Annotated in this window: 13 protein-coding genes; 9 read left to right on the plus strand and 4 right to left on the minus strand. The window is 57.6% G+C overall.

The genetic code is table 11. The annotated features are described in order from the left end of the window. Positions 1–98: 98 nt before the first annotated feature. From AC6I8R_RS06145 to AC6I8R_RS06160, 4 genes are all read left to right on the plus strand, one after another. A complete protein-coding gene (locus tag AC6I8R_RS06145; RefSeq protein WP_013508363.1) occupies positions 99–491 on the plus strand; it encodes a YbhQ family protein in 393 nt (130 codons plus the stop codon). Positions 492–692: 201 nt separating this feature from the next. Then, the gene (gene rhlE, locus AC6I8R_RS06150) at positions 693–2,048 is read left to right on the plus strand and encodes an ATP-dependent RNA helicase RhlE (protein WP_497832015.1); all 1,356 of its coding nucleotides are present in this window, start codon (positions 693–695) and stop codon (positions 2,046–2,048) included. 4 nt (positions 2,049–2,052) lie between these two features. After that, positions 2,053–3,009 (plus strand): tRNA dihydrouridine(16) synthase DusC, encoded by a 957-nt coding sequence (dusC, locus tag AC6I8R_RS06155; RefSeq protein ID WP_036624493.1) that lies wholly within the window; start codon positions 2,053–2,055, stop codon positions 3,007–3,009. A 76-nt stretch (positions 3,010–3,085) separates the two neighbouring features. Next, positions 3,086–4,291 (plus strand): MFS transporter, encoded by a 1,206-nt coding sequence (locus AC6I8R_RS06160; protein WP_021182468.1) that lies wholly within the window; start codon positions 3,086–3,088, stop codon positions 4,289–4,291. Between the two features lie 47 nt (positions 4,292–4,338). Here AC6I8R_RS06160 and AC6I8R_RS06165 read toward each other — a convergent pair whose 3' ends face one another. Then, positions 4,339–5,949: an inorganic phosphate transporter gene (locus tag AC6I8R_RS06165; protein WP_497832016.1), complete on the minus strand. Its 1,611-nt coding sequence runs from the start codon at positions 5,947–5,949 to the stop codon at positions 4,339–4,341. A gap of 164 nt (positions 5,950–6,113) precedes the next feature. Between AC6I8R_RS06165 and AC6I8R_RS06170 the strand changes: the two genes are divergently transcribed. Next, a complete protein-coding gene (locus AC6I8R_RS06170) occupies positions 6,114–7,139 on the plus strand; it encodes a CorA family divalent cation transporter (RefSeq protein ID WP_497830309.1) in 1,026 nt (341 codons plus the stop codon). 133 nt (positions 7,140–7,272) lie between these two features. Here the strand turns inward: AC6I8R_RS06170 and AC6I8R_RS06175 are convergent, their stop codons facing one another. After that, entirely contained in the window at positions 7,273–8,337 is a 1,065-nt protein-coding gene (locus AC6I8R_RS06175; RefSeq protein ID WP_497830310.1) for a L,D-transpeptidase family protein, read from the minus strand. A 187-nt stretch (positions 8,338–8,524) separates the two neighbouring features. After that, positions 8,525–10,339 carry a glycoside hydrolase family 15 protein gene (locus AC6I8R_RS06180; protein ID WP_497832017.1) on the minus strand — a complete coding sequence of 605 codons (1,815 nt, stop codon included), beginning with the start codon at positions 10,337–10,339 and terminating at the stop codon, positions 8,525–8,527. Positions 10,340–10,457: 118 nt separating this feature from the next. On the opposite strand from AC6I8R_RS06180, the gene AC6I8R_RS06185 reads away from it, so the two are divergent. After that, on the plus strand, positions 10,458–11,240 hold the full coding sequence (locus AC6I8R_RS06185; RefSeq protein ID WP_497832018.1) for an SDR family oxidoreductase: 783 nt from the start codon (positions 10,458–10,460) through the stop codon (positions 11,238–11,240). Here the strand turns inward: AC6I8R_RS06185 and AC6I8R_RS06190 are convergent. After that, on the minus strand, positions 11,237–11,812 hold the full coding sequence (locus AC6I8R_RS06190) for a DedA family protein (RefSeq protein WP_021182475.1): 576 nt from the start codon (positions 11,810–11,812) through the stop codon (positions 11,237–11,239). The two genes, AC6I8R_RS06185 and AC6I8R_RS06190, sit on opposite strands and share 4 nt — an antisense overlap. Positions 11,813–11,979: 167 nt before the next feature. Between AC6I8R_RS06190 and AC6I8R_RS06195 the strand changes: the two genes are divergently transcribed. From AC6I8R_RS06195 to AC6I8R_RS06205, 3 genes are all read left to right on the plus strand, one after another. After that, entirely contained in the window at positions 11,980–12,567 is a 588-nt protein-coding gene (locus AC6I8R_RS06195; protein ID WP_036624497.1) for a Yip1 family protein, read from the plus strand. A gap of 223 nt (positions 12,568–12,790) precedes the next feature. Continuing rightward, complete coding sequence (gene pbpG / locus AC6I8R_RS06200) at positions 12,791–13,744, plus strand: D-alanyl-D-alanine endopeptidase (protein WP_021182477.1); 954 nt, start codon at positions 12,791–12,793, stop codon at positions 13,742–13,744. A 176-nt stretch (positions 13,745–13,920) separates the two neighbouring features. Further along, complete coding sequence (locus tag AC6I8R_RS06205) at positions 13,921–16,362, plus strand: DUF3772 domain-containing protein (protein WP_497832019.1); 2,442 nt, start codon at positions 13,921–13,923, stop codon at positions 16,360–16,362. The last annotated feature ends 29 nt before the right edge of the window (positions 16,363–16,391 follow it).

The raw sequence follows: 16,391 nt of genomic DNA on the forward strand, positions 1-16,391 counted from the left end.
ATTAGGGTGTTATCCGAAATTTGCCTTACATTGAGGAAATCTGTCTGGCCGCGGCCAGATACACTTGGGCGATCTGTTGGGTCTGCCAGGAGAAGAGAATGAAATGGTCTAATCGTGTTCAGATTGTTACCGGACAAACCTGCGTTCATATTGCGATGCACCTGCTGGTGATTGCCGCGCTGGTCTGGGGCTGGAAACATAAGGCGCTGGTTGAAGTGAGCAGTACCCTGGTGGCGGCCTACGTTGTGGTGTTTATCACCATGCTGGTCACACAGCGTAGTGCCCGTTTGCGTATGCTAGGCGACTCTCTGGAAGAAGTGACCACCACCTACTACTTTGGAGCGGCAATGCTGACGCTGTTCCTGGTGTCACGCATCATCCATAACAACCTGCTGCTGGGCTGCCTTGGCGTGGTCATGTTGGTGGGACCGGCGCTGGTTTCCCTGCTGGCGAAAGAACCTGCGCAGCGCGTGCAGAAGAAACGCAGTTAACTGATGGTAGCGGCGCGATTTATCGCGCTGTTTTTTTTTACAGTCGATTATCGCGCAATGCTGGCTGAAAGCTGCTACACTGCCGCGCTTACGCATGGTAGTTTGTGCCCTTTTCACACGTAGGCTTTAGGCTTGCGTCATATCCCCCCTGAAAACTACATCGCAAACTGCGGTCAGGGCGGTTCGGAGTAATACACCTGCATGTCTTTTGACTCTCTCGGCTTGAATGCCGATATTTTGCGTGCGGTAGCGGAACAGGGCTATCGTGAACCGACGCCAATCCAGCGTCAGGCTATTCCCGTGGTGTTGGCTGGTCGTGACCTGCTGGCGAGCGCCCAGACCGGCACCGGCAAAACCGCCGGTTTTACGCTGCCCTTGTTGCAGCGTCTGTCAGCAAAAGATGCACCCGCGCGCGGACGTCGCCCGGTGCGTGCGCTGATCCTCACGCCAACCCGTGAACTGGCCGCTCAGGTCGGTGAAAACGTACGTGATTACAGCCAATACCTTAATCTGCGTTCGCTGGTGGTATTTGGTGGCGTCAGCATTAACCCGCAAATGATGAAACTGCGCGGCGGCGTAGATGTGCTGGTGGCAACACCGGGCCGTCTGCTCGACCTGGCGCATCAGAATGCCGTCGATCTGTCCCATGTGGAAATCCTGGTGCTGGATGAAGCAGACCGCATGCTGGACATGGGCTTTATCCACGATATCCGCCGTGTGCTGGCGAAACTGCCTGCCAAACGTCAGAACCTGCTGCTCTCTGCCACCTTCTCCGACGAGATCAAGTCGCTGGCGGAAAAGCTGTTGAATAACCCGGAGCAGGTGGAAGTGGCTCGCCGCAACACCGCATCTGAGCAGGTTTCACAGCAGGTGCATTTCGTTGATAAAAAACGTAAACGTGAGCTGCTGTCGCTGATGATCGGTCGCGACAACTGGCAGCAGGTGCTGGTGTTTACCCGTACTAAACACGGCGCCAACCATCTGGCTGAACAGCTGAATAAAGATGGCATCACCGCTGCGGCGATCCACGGCAACAAAAGCCAGGGGGCGCGTACCCGTGCGCTGGCTGATTTCAAAACCGGCGGCATCCGTGTGCTGGTGGCGACCGACATCGCTGCGCGTGGCCTTGATATCGAAGAGCTGCCGCATGTGGTGAACTATGAACTGCCGAACGTGGCGGAAGATTATGTACACCGTATCGGCCGTACCGGTCGTGCCGCCGCGACCGGTGCTGCACTGTCGCTGGTGTGCGTTGACGAGCACAAGCTGTTGCGTGATATCGAACGTCTGCTGAAGCGTGAAATTCCCCGCATTGCGCTGCCGGGGTTCGATCCGGATCCGAGCATCAAAGCGGAGCCGATCCAGAATGGCCGCCAGCAGCAACAGCAGCGCGGTGGTCGTGGCCGTGGTCCGGCAGCGGGCGGTAATCCGCGTCCTCAGGGTGAAGGCCGTGCGCCACGTCCACAGGGCGAAAACCGTGCGCCGCGCCGTCAGGGTCAGGATGGCAAACCGGCGCGCTCACGCCGTCCGGCGGCCAGCAAAAGCGGTAATCACTAAGGCGATGCGGGTTTTACTGGCGCCGATGGAGGGCGTGCTCGATTCGCTGGTGCGCGAGCTGCTCTCCGAAGTGAATGATTACGATCTGTGCATCACCGAATTTTTGCGCGTGGTCGATCAACTGCTGCCGGTAAAATCTTTCCATCGTCTCTGCCCGGAACTGCAACATCAAAGCCGCACGCCGTCCGGTACGCGTGTGCGGCTGCAATTGTTGGGGCAATATCCTGAGTGGCTGGCAGAAAACGCCGCGCGCGCGGTGGAGCTGGGCTCCTGGGGTGTTGACCTCAACTGCGGTTGCCCATCGAAGCTGGTTAACGGCAGCGGCGGCGGGGCGACGTTGCTGAAAGATCCTGAACTGATTTATCGCGGCGCGAAAGCGATGCGGGAAGCGGTACCGGATCACCTGCCCGTCACGGTCAAAGTGCGTCTCGGCTGGGATTCCAGCGAACGGCGTTTTGAGATTGCCGATGCGGTGCAGCAGGCGGGGGCCAGCGAGCTGGTGGTGCACGGTCGCACCAAAGAAGAAGGCTACCGCGCCGAAAGCATTAACTGGCAGGCGATTGGTGAAATCCGTCAGCGGCTGCGGATTCCGGTGATTGCCAATGGCGAAATCTGGAACTGGCAGGATGCGCAGGATTGCCTGCGTATCACCGGTTGCGATGCGGTGATGCTGGGACGCGGCGCGCTCAATGTGCCCAATCTGAGTCGCGTAGTGAAGTACAACGAAGCTCCGATGGCGTGGACCGATGTGGTCGCGTTGTTGCAGAAGTACACCCGGCTGGAAAAGCAGGGTGATACCGGTTTGTATCATGTGGCGCGAATCAAGCAGTGGCTGGGTTATCTGCGCAAGGCATATCACCAGGCGGATGGGCTGTTCAGTGAAATCCGCACCTTAAAAGTCTCGGCTGACATCGCGGCGGCAATTGAACGCCACGCCCAACGTTGCATTAACCAGACATAAAAAAATCCGCGACCCGTTAGCAGGCTAAGGGTATAGTAGTGCTTCAACTTCACCCAGTTACGCAACGCCACCGCACATGTCTGACGCCGCTGTACTGAGTAATGCTCAGTTAAATAAACGCATTGTTTCCGTCCTGATTTTCACCTTTTTTTGCTATCTCTCCGTAGGTCTGCCGTTGGCGGTGCTGCCGGGATTCGTGCATAACCAGCTCGGTTTTAGCTCGTTTGTGGCGGGTCTGATTATCAGCGTTCAATATTTCGCGACCTTAATGAGCCGTCCACACTCCGGTCGTCTGGCAGATCGCTTTGGTCCCAAACGCGTGGTGATGCTCGGCCTGATCTGCTGTGGCATGAGCGGCGTGTTGTCGATTGTCGCTGCACTTTGCCGTGACATACCGCTTCTCAGCCTGCTGTTGCTGGCGTTGGGGCGCGTCTTTCTTGGTGTCGGTGAGAGTTTCAGCAGCACCGGTTCTACCCTGTGGGGCATGAATATTGTCGGACCGCTGCAAACCGCGCGCGTCATCTCATGGAACGGTGTGGCAACCTATTTCGCGATGGCGATTGGCGCACCGCTCGGCGTGTTGCTGAATCAGTGGTTCGGCATCAGTGGCTTTGCCGGGCTGGTGGCGTTGATGGGTCTTGTGGGATTTGTGCTGGCGTATCAAAAGCCGCCGGTCAGCGTTACGGCGGGGGTGCGTATCCCGTTTCATCGCGTGGTCAGCCGCGTCTGGTTGTTTGGTCTGGCGCTTGGCTTTGGCACCATCGGTTTCGGGGTGATCTCCACCTTTATCACACTTTATTTTGCCAGCCGTGACTGGACCGGCGCGGCCTTCGCGTTGACGGTATTCAGCCTCGGTTTTGTCATTGTGCGCCTCGGCTTTGGTCGCTACATCACGCGTTTCGGCGGCCTGAAAGTTTCGCTGGTCTCCTTCGTGCTGGAGTGCGCCGGGCTGGTGCTGATCTGGCAGGCCGACAGTGCCTGGCTGGTGGATGTTGGGGCGTTCCTGACCGGTGCAGGTTTCTCGTTGATTTTCCCGGCGCTCGGCGTGGAAGCGGTGAAGCAGGTGCAGCAGCAGGATCAGGGATCGGCGCTTGGCACCTATTCAGCCTTTCTGGATTTGGGGCTGGGCTTGACTGGCCCGGTAGCGGGATTGCTGATCAGTCACTGGGGGATGCAGTCGGTGTATCTGGCGGCCGCGCTGATGGTGTTGGGCGCGTTCCTGATTACGCTGCGCCTGCAACAACAGCGTGGCCGTCGTTCGGCCGTGCCGACCGCGGGTTAATACTTTTCTGCTATCCGGCACGGGTGCGCAGACATGGCGAATCACCGTTAAAGATGGATAAACAGGGCGTAAAGCAGCCCGGCAAGAAGCACGGATACCGGCAGCGTCAACACCCAGGCGACGGCCAGATTACGTAAGGTCGCGAGCTGCAAACCGGAACGGTTGGCGGCCATCGATCCGGCGACCCCGGAAGAGAGGACATGGGTGGTGGACACCGGCAGACCAAAGCCGTCGGCGGCGCCGATGGTCGCCATCGCCACCAACTCGGCGCTGGCCCCCTGGGCATAATTCAGATGGGTTTTCCCGATGCGTTCTCCCACCGTCACCACAATACGCCGCCAGCCGACCAGGGTGCCGAGGCCCAGCGCGATGGCGACCACCACTTTTACCCACATCGGGATAAAACGGGTGGCGCTGTCCAGCTCGCGTTTCAGCGCCACCAGGTTGCGTTCCGTCTCTTCCGGCAGCGCCACTTTAGCGCTTTGCAGATGCTTAATCGATTCCGAAGCGAGATACATATCATTACGGGTATTGGTGACTGACTGCGCCGGAATGTTCTCCATAGAACCGTAGCGGCGAATCTGATCGCCGATAGCGCCGAGCATCATCCCCAGCGCAGGCAGTACCTGGGGGCGAGGCTGGCCGGTGCGCACAAACTCGGTTAACACCTCGCGTGGTGCCGCGATTTCTGAGGTAGACGAACGTAACGTCAGCAACTGCTGTTCCGTGATCTGCGTTAGCGCGGCGACGCGTGGAATCTGGTCTGGCGGCAGTGAACGGTTGAGGGCATAGGCAATCGGCATGGTGCCGACGAGAATCAGCATAATCAGCCCCATCCCTTTCTGACCGTCATTGGAACCATGCGCAAAGGAGACCCCGGTACAGGTCAGGATCAGCAGACCCCGGATCCACACCGGCGGTGGCTGGTCGTTTTTCGGCGCTTCATACAACTGACGGTTGCGGATCAAGGCTTTCATCGCCAACAGCAGCAAGGCGGCACAGATAAAACCGACCATCGGCGACAGCAGCAGCGAATAGCCGACTTTCAGCGCCTGATCCCAGTCCACGCCACTGGTGCCGCTGCGACCATGCAGCAGGGCGTTCGCCACCCCGACACCGATAATCGAACCGATCAACGTATGGGACGATGATGACGGCAGGCCAAAATACCAGGTACCCAGGTTCCAGATAATTGCCGAGAACAGCAGGGCATACACCATGGCAAAGCCATTGCCGCTGCCTGCCTGGAGAATCAACTCCACCGGCAGCAGCGAGATAATGCCAAACGCCACCACGCCGCTCGAGAGCAGTACGCCGAGAAAGTTACAAATGCCGGACCACACCACCGCCACGCCGGGCGTCAGTGAGTGGGTATAGATCACCGTGGCGACCGCGTTGGCGGTATCGTGGAAGCCATTAACGAATTCAAAACCGAGGGCAATCAGCAACGCCAACCCCAGCAGAAGAAAGGGGGTATAGCTGGTGACGGGCGCGCCGGTATCGGCGACATCGTTAAACAGGTTGAGGGCGGTGAAGGCCAGCCCGGCCAGCACCAGCAGCAGAAAGAGTGCACGGGAAAAGCGGCCGCCGCGCGGGTGTAAATCAGGACGTCCGCCGATCGATGACGACGCTGACGCAGGTAAACTATTTTCGCTCATGGCACACCCCGGTGGTGGATGATGATGCCGGATAGCATCCGTTACCCGCAGTGTGATACCGGTTTTGTATGACAGAATGATGATATTGCCGGTGGCCTGTCATCTCTCTGTCATCTTGCTGACGCAGGCTGAGTGTCTGACCGCTGCCGGATCTCCTGATTGCTATGCTCCAGCCTGTTCTGCCGCTTACCACGCTGCCCGACTTCAATAATGAAGTGGCCGGGCTGATCCACGGTTATCTGTTCTCGCCCGATTCTCCTCCTCAGCGGCTCAGCGCGCGCGAAGCGTCCCAACTGGCCCGGCAGACCTTGCCGGAAGCACATTTCCTCTGGCTCCACATCAACCTGAACCATGCCCGCGCCGAACGTTGGGTGCAGGTCCATTTTGATGTCGACAGTGACTTCTTCGATGAGATTCACTCCGCTTCACCGCGCACCCGTCTGGCACAACAAAACGACGCGCTGTTGGCGGTGCTGAACGATGTCACCTTCAGTCGCGAGGAGCACAGTGCCCAGAATGCGACGCTGTGGATGTGGTGCCGCCCGCAGATCATCGTCAGTGCGCGCTACCGTCCGGTCGGGATGATTGAGCGTATGCATCAGCAACTGGGTCGCTTGTCGTTTGCGCAACCCGATGCGCTGCTACTGTGGCTGCTGGGCGAGCAGGAAGCGCAACTGGAACAGGTGGTACGGCGTTCCAGCGCGGCGGTGGACGCGATTGAGGAGCGCCTGCTGAGCCAGGCGATCAAAGCCAATCGCAGCGAACTGGGGCGTCTGCGGCGTATGTTATTGCGCATCCAGCGTCTGCTGGCACCCGAACCGGCGGCATTATTTCGCCTGTTGAACCGTCCACCCGGCTGGCTGAAGCGGGAACCGCTGAGTGAGCTACGAATTTTTACCGAAGAGTTCAGCGTGGCGCTGAACGATCTCGCCAGCCTGATGGAGCGGATTCGGTTATTGCAGGAAGAGATTGCCGCCCGCCTGATGGAGCAGAGCAACCGCACGCTGTTTTTACTCACGGTGATCACCGTGCTGGCATTGCCGATCAACATCGTGGCGGGATTTTTTGGTATGAACGTGGGCGGCATTCCGTTGGCGAGCAACCCGCACGGCTTTTTATTGCTGGTATTGCTGGTGCTGGCGTTTACCCTGGTGGCGGGCTGGCTGGCGTTGCGACGGCCACGGAGTTAATTGGTTGTGCGATAAATCGCGCCGTTACGTTTCGTGCACCCGTTGTAGCGGCGCGATTTATCGCGCGATGTCTTATGTCAGGCAACAAAAAGCCAGCCCGAGGGCTGGCTTTATCTCATTATCCGCGCAGGGATTACGAGTTGTTATTCGCCGTGGTGCTGTTGGCTGCTGCCGGAGCCGGGATGCTGGCACCCTGTGGGGTCATCGGCTCTTCTTTCGGCATGGCGTTCGGGGTTTCCTGTACCGGGATTGGCGCAGGCATAGCTTCACCCGCCGGGCCATTGATTTTGGTTGGCATACCCGTACGCGCCTGGATAGCGTTGTTGACCGCATCCTGGTTGGTGCTGGCATCCGCAATCACTTTGGTCACCGCCGCCGTCAGCGTAATCGGTACGATTTCGCGTGAGTTGAATTGCTCTTCGGTGGTGGACAGCGGGTTGTGAACTTCCACGTAGCGTGAACCGTCCGGCTCGACAGTGGCTTTCACCGGCTGATCGATAAACTGGACGCGCGTACCAACCGGCACGTTTTTGAACAACCATTTGATGTCGTCAGCACGCAGACGCACGCAACCATGACTCACGCGCAGACCGATACCGAAGTTGGCGTTGGTGCCGTGAATGGCATACAGACGACCAATGTACAGTGCGTACAGGCCCATCGGGTTATCCGGGCCAGCCGGGAATACTTCCGGGATGGATTCGCCGCGTGCCGCGTATTCAGCGTGCATCGCTTTGGTCGGGGTCCAGGTCGGGCCATCTTTCTTACGCTGAACGCTGGTGGTCCAGTTGATCGGGGTATCTTTACCCAGCTCACCGATACCAATCGGCAGCACCACGACGGTTTTGGTGCCTTTCGGGTAGTAGTAAAGACGCATTTCAGCGCTGTTGATCACAATGCCTTCACGCGGAGCGTCAGGCAGAATCAGCTGCTGTGGGATCACCAGGTTGGTGCCTGCTTTCGGCAGATAGACGTCAACGCCCGGATTGGCTTCCAGCATGTTGCTGAGGCCCATCTGGAACTGAGCGGCAAAGGCTTCCAACGGAAGTTTGCTGTCTTCAGGTACGGTAACCTGAATATTTTCGCCAATCAGACGACTGTTAGCGGGCGGTAGCGGATAAACCACCGCAAAGGCCGACTGGCTGAACGCCGCCAGTACGAGGGCGAGTGAAGCGAACGCGCGAATGCTCTTTTTCATGTTTTTACAAGTCGTTATAGCCGTATTTCAGGCTTGTCAGTGTGTCGAATCCATCTTGGTCTTAGTGACCCGCTGCGCATTATATGTGCATTGAAGCGGTGATGGGAATCACGATTTTAACAGGTTGAACATACTTTACGTAAATAGCTGTAATAAGCCGTTTATTCAGATTGCCACGGGCCTGATTTCAGGGTTGCCACAGGGTGACTTCACCACTCAGCTTGCGGTTCAGAAAGAACGCCGCACTGATTAACGCCAGATGGGTCAGCGCCTGGGGCATATTACCCAACGCATGACCATGCGGGGTAAATTCTTCGGCATACAGCCCCAGCGGATTGGCGTAACTCAACAATTTTTCAAATTCGAAGTGCGCCTCATGCACCCGACCGGCGCGTGCCAGGCACTCAACATACCAGAACGAACAGGCGGCAAATGATCCTTCACCGCCTTTCAGCGCATCGGCAGGGGTTTCGTTGATGTTGTAGCGACGTACCAGGCCGTCACTCACCAGATGGGTTTTGATCGCGTCCAGCGTCGCCAGCCAGTCTGGATCGGTGGCACCGACAAAACGCACCAGCGGCATCAACAGCATCGAGGCATCGAGAAAGCGGCCATTGCGTGTCGCGGTAAAATGCCCCAGCTCCGGGTTCCAGAAGTTTTGCCAGATATCATCGCGGATGGCGCTACGCACCCGATCCCAGCGTTCATAGGGCATCGGTAATGAACGTTTCAGGCCGAGGCGCAGGGCGCGATCCAGCGCCACCCAGCACATCAGGCGCGAATGGAGAAAGTGTTGCGGCTCGCCACGCATCTCCCAAATTCCGGCATCGGGCTGCTGCCAGTTATCGCATACGTAATCGATCATGTTGGCAACGTGCTTCCAGCCGCGTTGGGAGATCGCCTCGCCATATTTGTTGGCAAGATAGATGGCGTCCATCAGCTCACCGTAAATATCCAGTTGCGTCTGCCGCCAGGCGTCATTGCCAATGCGCACCGGGCGGGAATTGGCGTAGCCGGAAAGGTTAAGCAGTTCGGTTTCATGCAGCTCGGTGCCGCTATCCAGACGATACATCACCTGCAAATGCGGCGTGTCATCGTGGCTGTGCTCAACACAGCGTCCCACCCAATGGGTAAAACTTTTCGCTTCTTCCACATAACCGAGGCGCATCAGCGCATACATGCTGAACGAGGCGTCACGAATCCACGAGGCGCGATAGTCCCAGTTGCGCTCCCCGCCCAACTCCTCCGGCAGGCCAAAGGTAGCGGCGGCAGCGATCGAACCGTGTTGATGGGAGGTCAGCAGTTTCAGTGCCAGCGCCGATCGCGTCACCATCTCCTGCCAGCGGCCACGGTAAGAACTGTGTCGGCTCCAGCGCCGCCAGTAGTGCAGGGTGTCGCGAAAACAGCGTTCAGTCGCCAGTGTGTCCAGATGGGGATCGTCGTCGCTGCCAAACACAAATTCGGCATGCTCGCCCGCCTGCAAAGTGAAATTGGCGGTGGCGCTATGATTTTCCCGCGTCATCACCACGCTGGCGCTGAGACGTAACGAGGGCTGGCCCTCGGCATGAAAGGCGATGCCGCCAGGCCGCGCTTCGGTATACGTTTCAGCGCGCGCATAATCATGGCGAGGGGCGCAGAGCAGGTTAAAACGCGCAGAACCGCGCACCATCTTCACCCGGCGTACCAGGCGTGGCAGCTTGCCGCTTTCATCGCAAATCGGCATGTAATCGGTGATTTCCGCGACCCCTTCTTCGCCCAGCCAGCGGGTTTGCAGAATATTGGTATCAGGCAGGTAAAGTTGCTGCTGGCGCGCATTTTTCCATTGTGGGGCCAGTGAGAACAGCCCGGCTTCGTCGCTGTCGAGCAGGGCGCTAAACACCGAGGGGCTGTCGAGCTCGGGCCAGCACAGATAATCGATGGTACCGTCACTGGCGATCAGCGCGCAGGTGCGTAAATCGCCAATCACCCCGTGATCCTCAATCTTGCGTTTGATTGCGCTCATCCTGCCTCCGTTACGCCAGTCCGTTGTTAACTATAGCCGAAACGGTATGTGCGGCCGCGGCGGGGCACAGAACGATAACTTCTATACTGTGGAGACACCCTACACACAGGAGAAGGTTATGGCGCTGGTCAAACAGAAAGTGGCGGTGGTCACCGCGTCCGACTCGGGTATCGGGCGCAGTTGTGCGCTGATGCTGGCAGAGGCGGGATATACCCTCGGCATCACCTGGCGTTCAGACGAGGAGGGGGCGCACGAAACGGCGCGCCTGGTGGAGAGCCGGGGTCAGCAGGCGCATGTGCGGCAACTGGATCTCTCCGACCCGCAGGCTGGAGGTCAACAGTTGGCGCAGTTGATTGCGTCATTGGGGAGAATTGATGTACTGGTCAACAATGCCGGCGTGATGACCAAAGCGGATTTTCTCGAACTCAGCTTTGAGGATTGGCGCAAGGTGTTTAATGTCGATGTGGACGGTGCTTTCGTCTGCGGCCAGATCGCCGCACGCCACATGGTGGATCAGGGCAACGGCGGGCGAATTATCAATATCACCTCGGTGCATGAACATACGCCGCTGCCCGATGCGGCGGCCTATACCGCGGCAAAACATGCGTTAGGCGGGTTAACCAAATCGATGGCGCTCAGCCTGCTGCCGCATCAAATCCTGGTCAATGCCGTGGCGCCGGGAGCGATTGCCACGCCGATGAATAATCTGCGTAACGAGGATGCGCGCAGCACACGGATGCCGGAAATCCCCATCGGGCGACCGGGCGATACGCGTGAGGTTGCCAGCCTGGTGGCCTGGTTGTGCTCAGAATGGGCGACTTACACCACCGGGCAATCCTTTATTGTCGATGGTGGGTTTATGCTGGCAAATCCGCAGTTTAAGGGATATCACCACGACTAATTGGCGCGGCGGCGGTTCCAGCGACGGATAATAAAACGTAGCAGGATGGCAAATCCCACCGCCGCCACCAGCCACAGCAAATGTTTTAAATGTTGATCAAGCTGGTGCAGCCAGGGGGCGACGATCTCACCGGCAAAATACCCCAGGGTGACAAAGATCAGCGCCCAGAGCGCGGCACCAATCACATTCAGCAGGAAAAAACGCAGGGGTTTCAGGCGACTGGTGCCGATGATAATTGGCCCGACGATGCGAAAGCCGTACATGAAACGCACGCCAATCACAAACAGGCTGGGATGGCGTTGGATCAGGTGGTTTGCCTTGCGGATGGTATCCTGATGCTTGCGAAAGCGGCGCAGAATGCGGGTGCCGAAACGCCGTCCCAGCCAGAACAGCAACTGATCGCCAATAATCCCGCCCGCCATCGCTGCCAGCACCACGCCGCCGAAGTGCAGCAATCCCTCATGCGCCGCCACGCCCCCCAGCAGGGTGAAGGTTTCCCCTTCGGCGATACAGCCAATCAGCAGCGCCAGGTAGCCGTACTGGCTAATTAATCCGTTGATATCAAGATGCAAAATCCTCCTCCCTGTTGTAAGCAAACCTGGTAACAGTTTACACCTGACGGCGATTTTTTGTGCCGCTTGCCGCAAAAACCGCCGCGCCGATTATACTTGAAGTGAAGCTGCCCGCGCTGCGAGGCGTTGCGTTTCGGGGCAGCCCGTCGCATCAGAGGAGTGATTTTATGAATCATGTCTGGGGACTTCTCGCGCATCCTAACCAAGAAATGCGCGATATCAAGCAGGAAAACGAGAGCGTTTCGCACCATTACACCCACCATGTTCTGCTGATGGCGGCGATCCCGGTGATCTGCGCCTTTATCGGCACCACACAGTTGGGCTGGAATCTGGGCGAAGGGCAATTTGTCCAACTCAACATGCTGACCGGTATCGGGCTAGGCATTCTGTTTTATCTCATCATCTTAGGTGGCGTGGCCGTGATGGGCCGCGTTATTCACTGGATGGCGCGTAACTATCCGCAGCGTCCCAGCATTCAACGTTGTACCGTGTTTGCCGGTTATGTGGCGACGCCGCTGTTTATTAGCGGATTGGTCGCGCTCTATCCTCTGGTGTGGCTGTGCCTGCTGGTGGGTACGCTGGCACTGGTCTACACCGGTTATCTGCTGTTTGTCGGTATTCCGGTGTTCCTCAATATCGATAAAGAAGAGAGTCTGCGCTTTTCCGGCTCGACGCTGGCGATTGGTGTGCTGGTGTTTGAGGTGCTGCTGGCGCTGACGGTAATTCTGTGGGGCTATGGACCGAAGTTGTTCTAGTTGCAACCGGTTCTGATGGACTAATTCGCGCCACACATTGTGGCGCGAATTATTTCCGTGCATCTGCCCGCCTTGGGTTTTTAACGCCCGGAAACAATCTCTCCAGGATATTTCGTAGAGAACCACGTATCATGCTGTCGCCAGCCCGCATCCCGTCTGGCTTGATGCGTGCGGCCTGTGCGATAGCACAGCACAAAACTCCTTACCGGATTTTTTTGACACGATGTCTGTAAAAATGCGTATTTCTTTACTGTCGCTGGCGCTGATGATCGGCGCACCGGCAGTGACTACACCTGTTCAGGCGGCACCTGCTGCTGCGCTGTCCAATCTGGCTCCTGTCGCACAGCCACAAATAGCGTCCGGCAGTGCGATGATTGTCGACCTGGATAATGGCAAAGTGCTGTTCTCCAGCCATCCCGATCGTGTGCGCCCGATCGCCTCGCTCACCAAGTTGATGACGGCGATGGTGGTGCTGGATGCGAAGCTGCCGCTGGATGAAATGCTGTCGGTGGATATCAGCCATACCCCGGAAATGCGCGGCGTGTTCTCCCGCGTGAAGCTCAACAGTGAAATCAGTCGCCGGAATATGTTGCTGCTGGCGCTGATGTCTTCGGAAAACCGTGCGGCTGCCAGCCTGGCCCATCACTATCCGGGCGGTTATGACGCCTTTATTCGCGCCATGAACGCCAAAGCGCGGGCGCTGGGCATGACCCACACCCATTATGTGGAGCCGACCGGGCTGTCGATTCATAACGTCTCCAACGCGGAAGACCTGATCAAGCTGGTGAAAGCCACCCGTCAGTATCCGTTGATTGGTGAGTTAAGCACCACCAAAGAAGACACGGCGGTGTTTAAACATCCGAACTATGCCTTACCGTTCCGTAACACCAACCATCTGGTGTACAAAAACGACTGGCGTATCCAGCTGACCAAAACCGGTTACACCGATGAGGCTGGTCACTGCCTGGTGATGCGCACGGTGATTAACAACCGTCCGGTGGCGCTGGTGGTGCTGGATGCGTTCGGTAAATACACCCACTTTGCGGATGCTAACCGTCTGCGTGACTGGCTGGAAACCGGCAAAGCGGCGCCGGTCCCGGCGGCGGCACTGGCGTATAAAAAGCAGAAAGCCTCGCAAACAGCGAGCACCGGCGCTCAGGGACAGAACGTCGAATAATATTGATGTTGCAGATGCGGCCAGCGGGGCGGCATCTGCAAAAAGCCTTATCGTTAGCACCAATGTTTTACACCCTCATTCCTATAGTTTCGCCGTTGCCAAAGGCCTACACTAGCCGCCACTTAGGGTCACTAAGACGCGTCTGTGGACGGTTAATGCGCTGGAATCTCACTCTTATGTTTACGTTTCGAACTCTTTTTGCGCCTTTTTTGCTGATGTTGGCGCTGCTGGCCCCGACATTCAGCCAGGCGGCAGACAATAATGCTCCGGCTCCGCAGGGCGAAGATGCGGCACCCAAAATCAATGCATCGGTGGAACTGCCAAAAATGCAGAAGATTCTCGACAAGATTAAAAGTCAGGTGTCGGGAGAAAATAATGAAAGCAAGCTGGGTCAGCTGAATGAAATGGCGCTGGAACTGTCGGGCAATGCCGATACCCTCGGCCAGGCGTTAGTGCCGCAGCGCCAGCAGCTGGATGCGCAGTTGGCAGTGCTCGGACCGGCACCCAAACCTGACAGCGGCATGACCGAAACGCTGGAAGTGGCGCGCAAGCGTAGCTCGCTGGAGAACCAGAAAACCAAGCTGGACGATCAAATCAAGCAAGCCGAAGGGATTAAAAACGGCGCGCTGACGCTGTCGTCGCAAATCGTCAACCTGCGTCGCGATCAGTTGAAAAGCCAGTTGGCGCTGAATGCCGGCAGTATCCTTGGCCCACGCTTCTGGGCACCGCTGGCCAGCACCCAGGATCTCGATGGCGAGAAGATCAGCGACTTCCTGAGTGAATTGCAGGACACCGCCGCGCTGTCATGGGAACCGGGCTGGCGCTTTGGCACCATTGGCTGGTTGATCGCCGCGATGCTGGTGATGACGCTGGGCCGTCGCTACGGTGAGGAGTTTCTCGCCTGGGTCAGCATTCACAAAATGCCGGAAGGACGACTGCGCCGCAGCTTCCTCGCCTCGGCGATTGCCCTCACCACCCTCGCAGCCGTGGTCCTGACCTTCAATTTCTTTGCGCTGGCCTTTGCCCGCCGCGATGAGGTGTCGTCCGATGTGCAGGACTTTATCCTGCGCCTGGTGCAACTTAGCGTTTACTGCGGCCTGATTGCGGGCCTGGGACGCGCGTTCCTCTCCACCCGTCGCCCGAGCTGGCGTCTGCCGGCCATTTCCAATGAAGTGGCGCTGGCGTTGAAGCCTTTTCCGCCGATCACCGCCGCGCTGGTGTTTATCTTCCAGACGGTGGAGTCCTTTAACTACAGCGTCGGCACCAGCCTGAATACCACCATTATGGCGAACGGCCTGACGGCACTTCTGATTGGTAGCACCGGGTTGGCGATCAGCATGCGTACCAACCGGGTGCGTCGCCGAATGGCGCAGAAGGGCAATCCACCGGAAGCGCGTTCAACGTTGGTCGGTCTGATCCAAATGGGCCTGACGCTGACGGCGCTTGCCATCCTGATTTCGCTGGTGATCGGTTACATCTCGCTGGCGCGCTTCCTCAGTTATGAAGTGATTTGGTGTGGCATTCTGTTCGGTTCGTTCTATTTCCTCAGCCAGCTGGTGACGGACGGTTGTGAAAGCCTGTTCTCAATACAAACCCGCAGCGGGAGACGCATCCAGAGTTCACTGAATATTGATGAGCGCCACCTGCAACAGGCTGCCACGTTGTTAGGTGCGCTGGGCAAAACCTTGTTGATCGGTATCGTTGCCCTGGCGCTACTGAACGGCACTTTTGCCTCCACCACACCGATTGGCCTGATCCAGAAGGTGATTGAATTCTGGGGCGGCAAAGGGCTGGAGTCGCTGAATATTGTTCCGGCGCATATGGTCAACGCCATTATCTGCCTGGTGGTGGGGATTTATGTGCTGCGCTCGGTGCGCCGCTGGCTGGATAAAGAGTTCCTGCCGAAAACCACTATGGACGCGGGGATGCGCGTGTCGCTGGTGACGCTGTTCAGCAACATTGGTTACGTGCTGATTATCCTGCTGACGCTGTCGATCATGGGCTTGCAGTGGAACAAACTGGCGTGGATCGTCAGCGCCCTGTCGGTCGGTATCGGTTTTGGTTTACAGGAGATCGTTAAGAACTTTATCTCCGGTCTGATCCTGCTCACCGAGCGTCCGGTTAAAGTTGGCGATCTGGTGAGCATCAGCGGCATCGAAGGGGATATCCGCCGTATCAACGTGCGCGCTACGGAGATCCAACTCAGCGATAAATCCACCGTAATTGTGCCGAACTCGCAGCTGATCTCGCAGAACGTGCGTAACGCGACCATGGGCAATGCGCAAGGGGTGGTGACGATTCTGCTGACCTTCCCACTCAATATCGATCCGGTACGCGTGCGCGAGATCCTGCTGGAGGTGTATGAGGAGAACGAACGTATCCTCGAAATGCCTGCGCCGTCCGTCTCATTTAAGGATCTGACACCGGCTGGCATTGTTCTCAGCGTGACCGGCAACGTTGCCAGCCAGCGCCAGATTTCAAGCGCCAAAAGCGATTTGCTGTTTGATATCCTGACGCGGTTGCGTAAAGAAGGCATCGTGTTGTCGACGCCGCAGACCATGATTATCGAACGTCGCACCCAGCAGGGGCTGACGGACGACAGCCAGCAATTACCATAAAGATCGCACTAACGTAGCGGCGCGATAAA

Source organism: Pantoea sp. X-Soil-OKNW-713 (assembly GCF_059730685.1).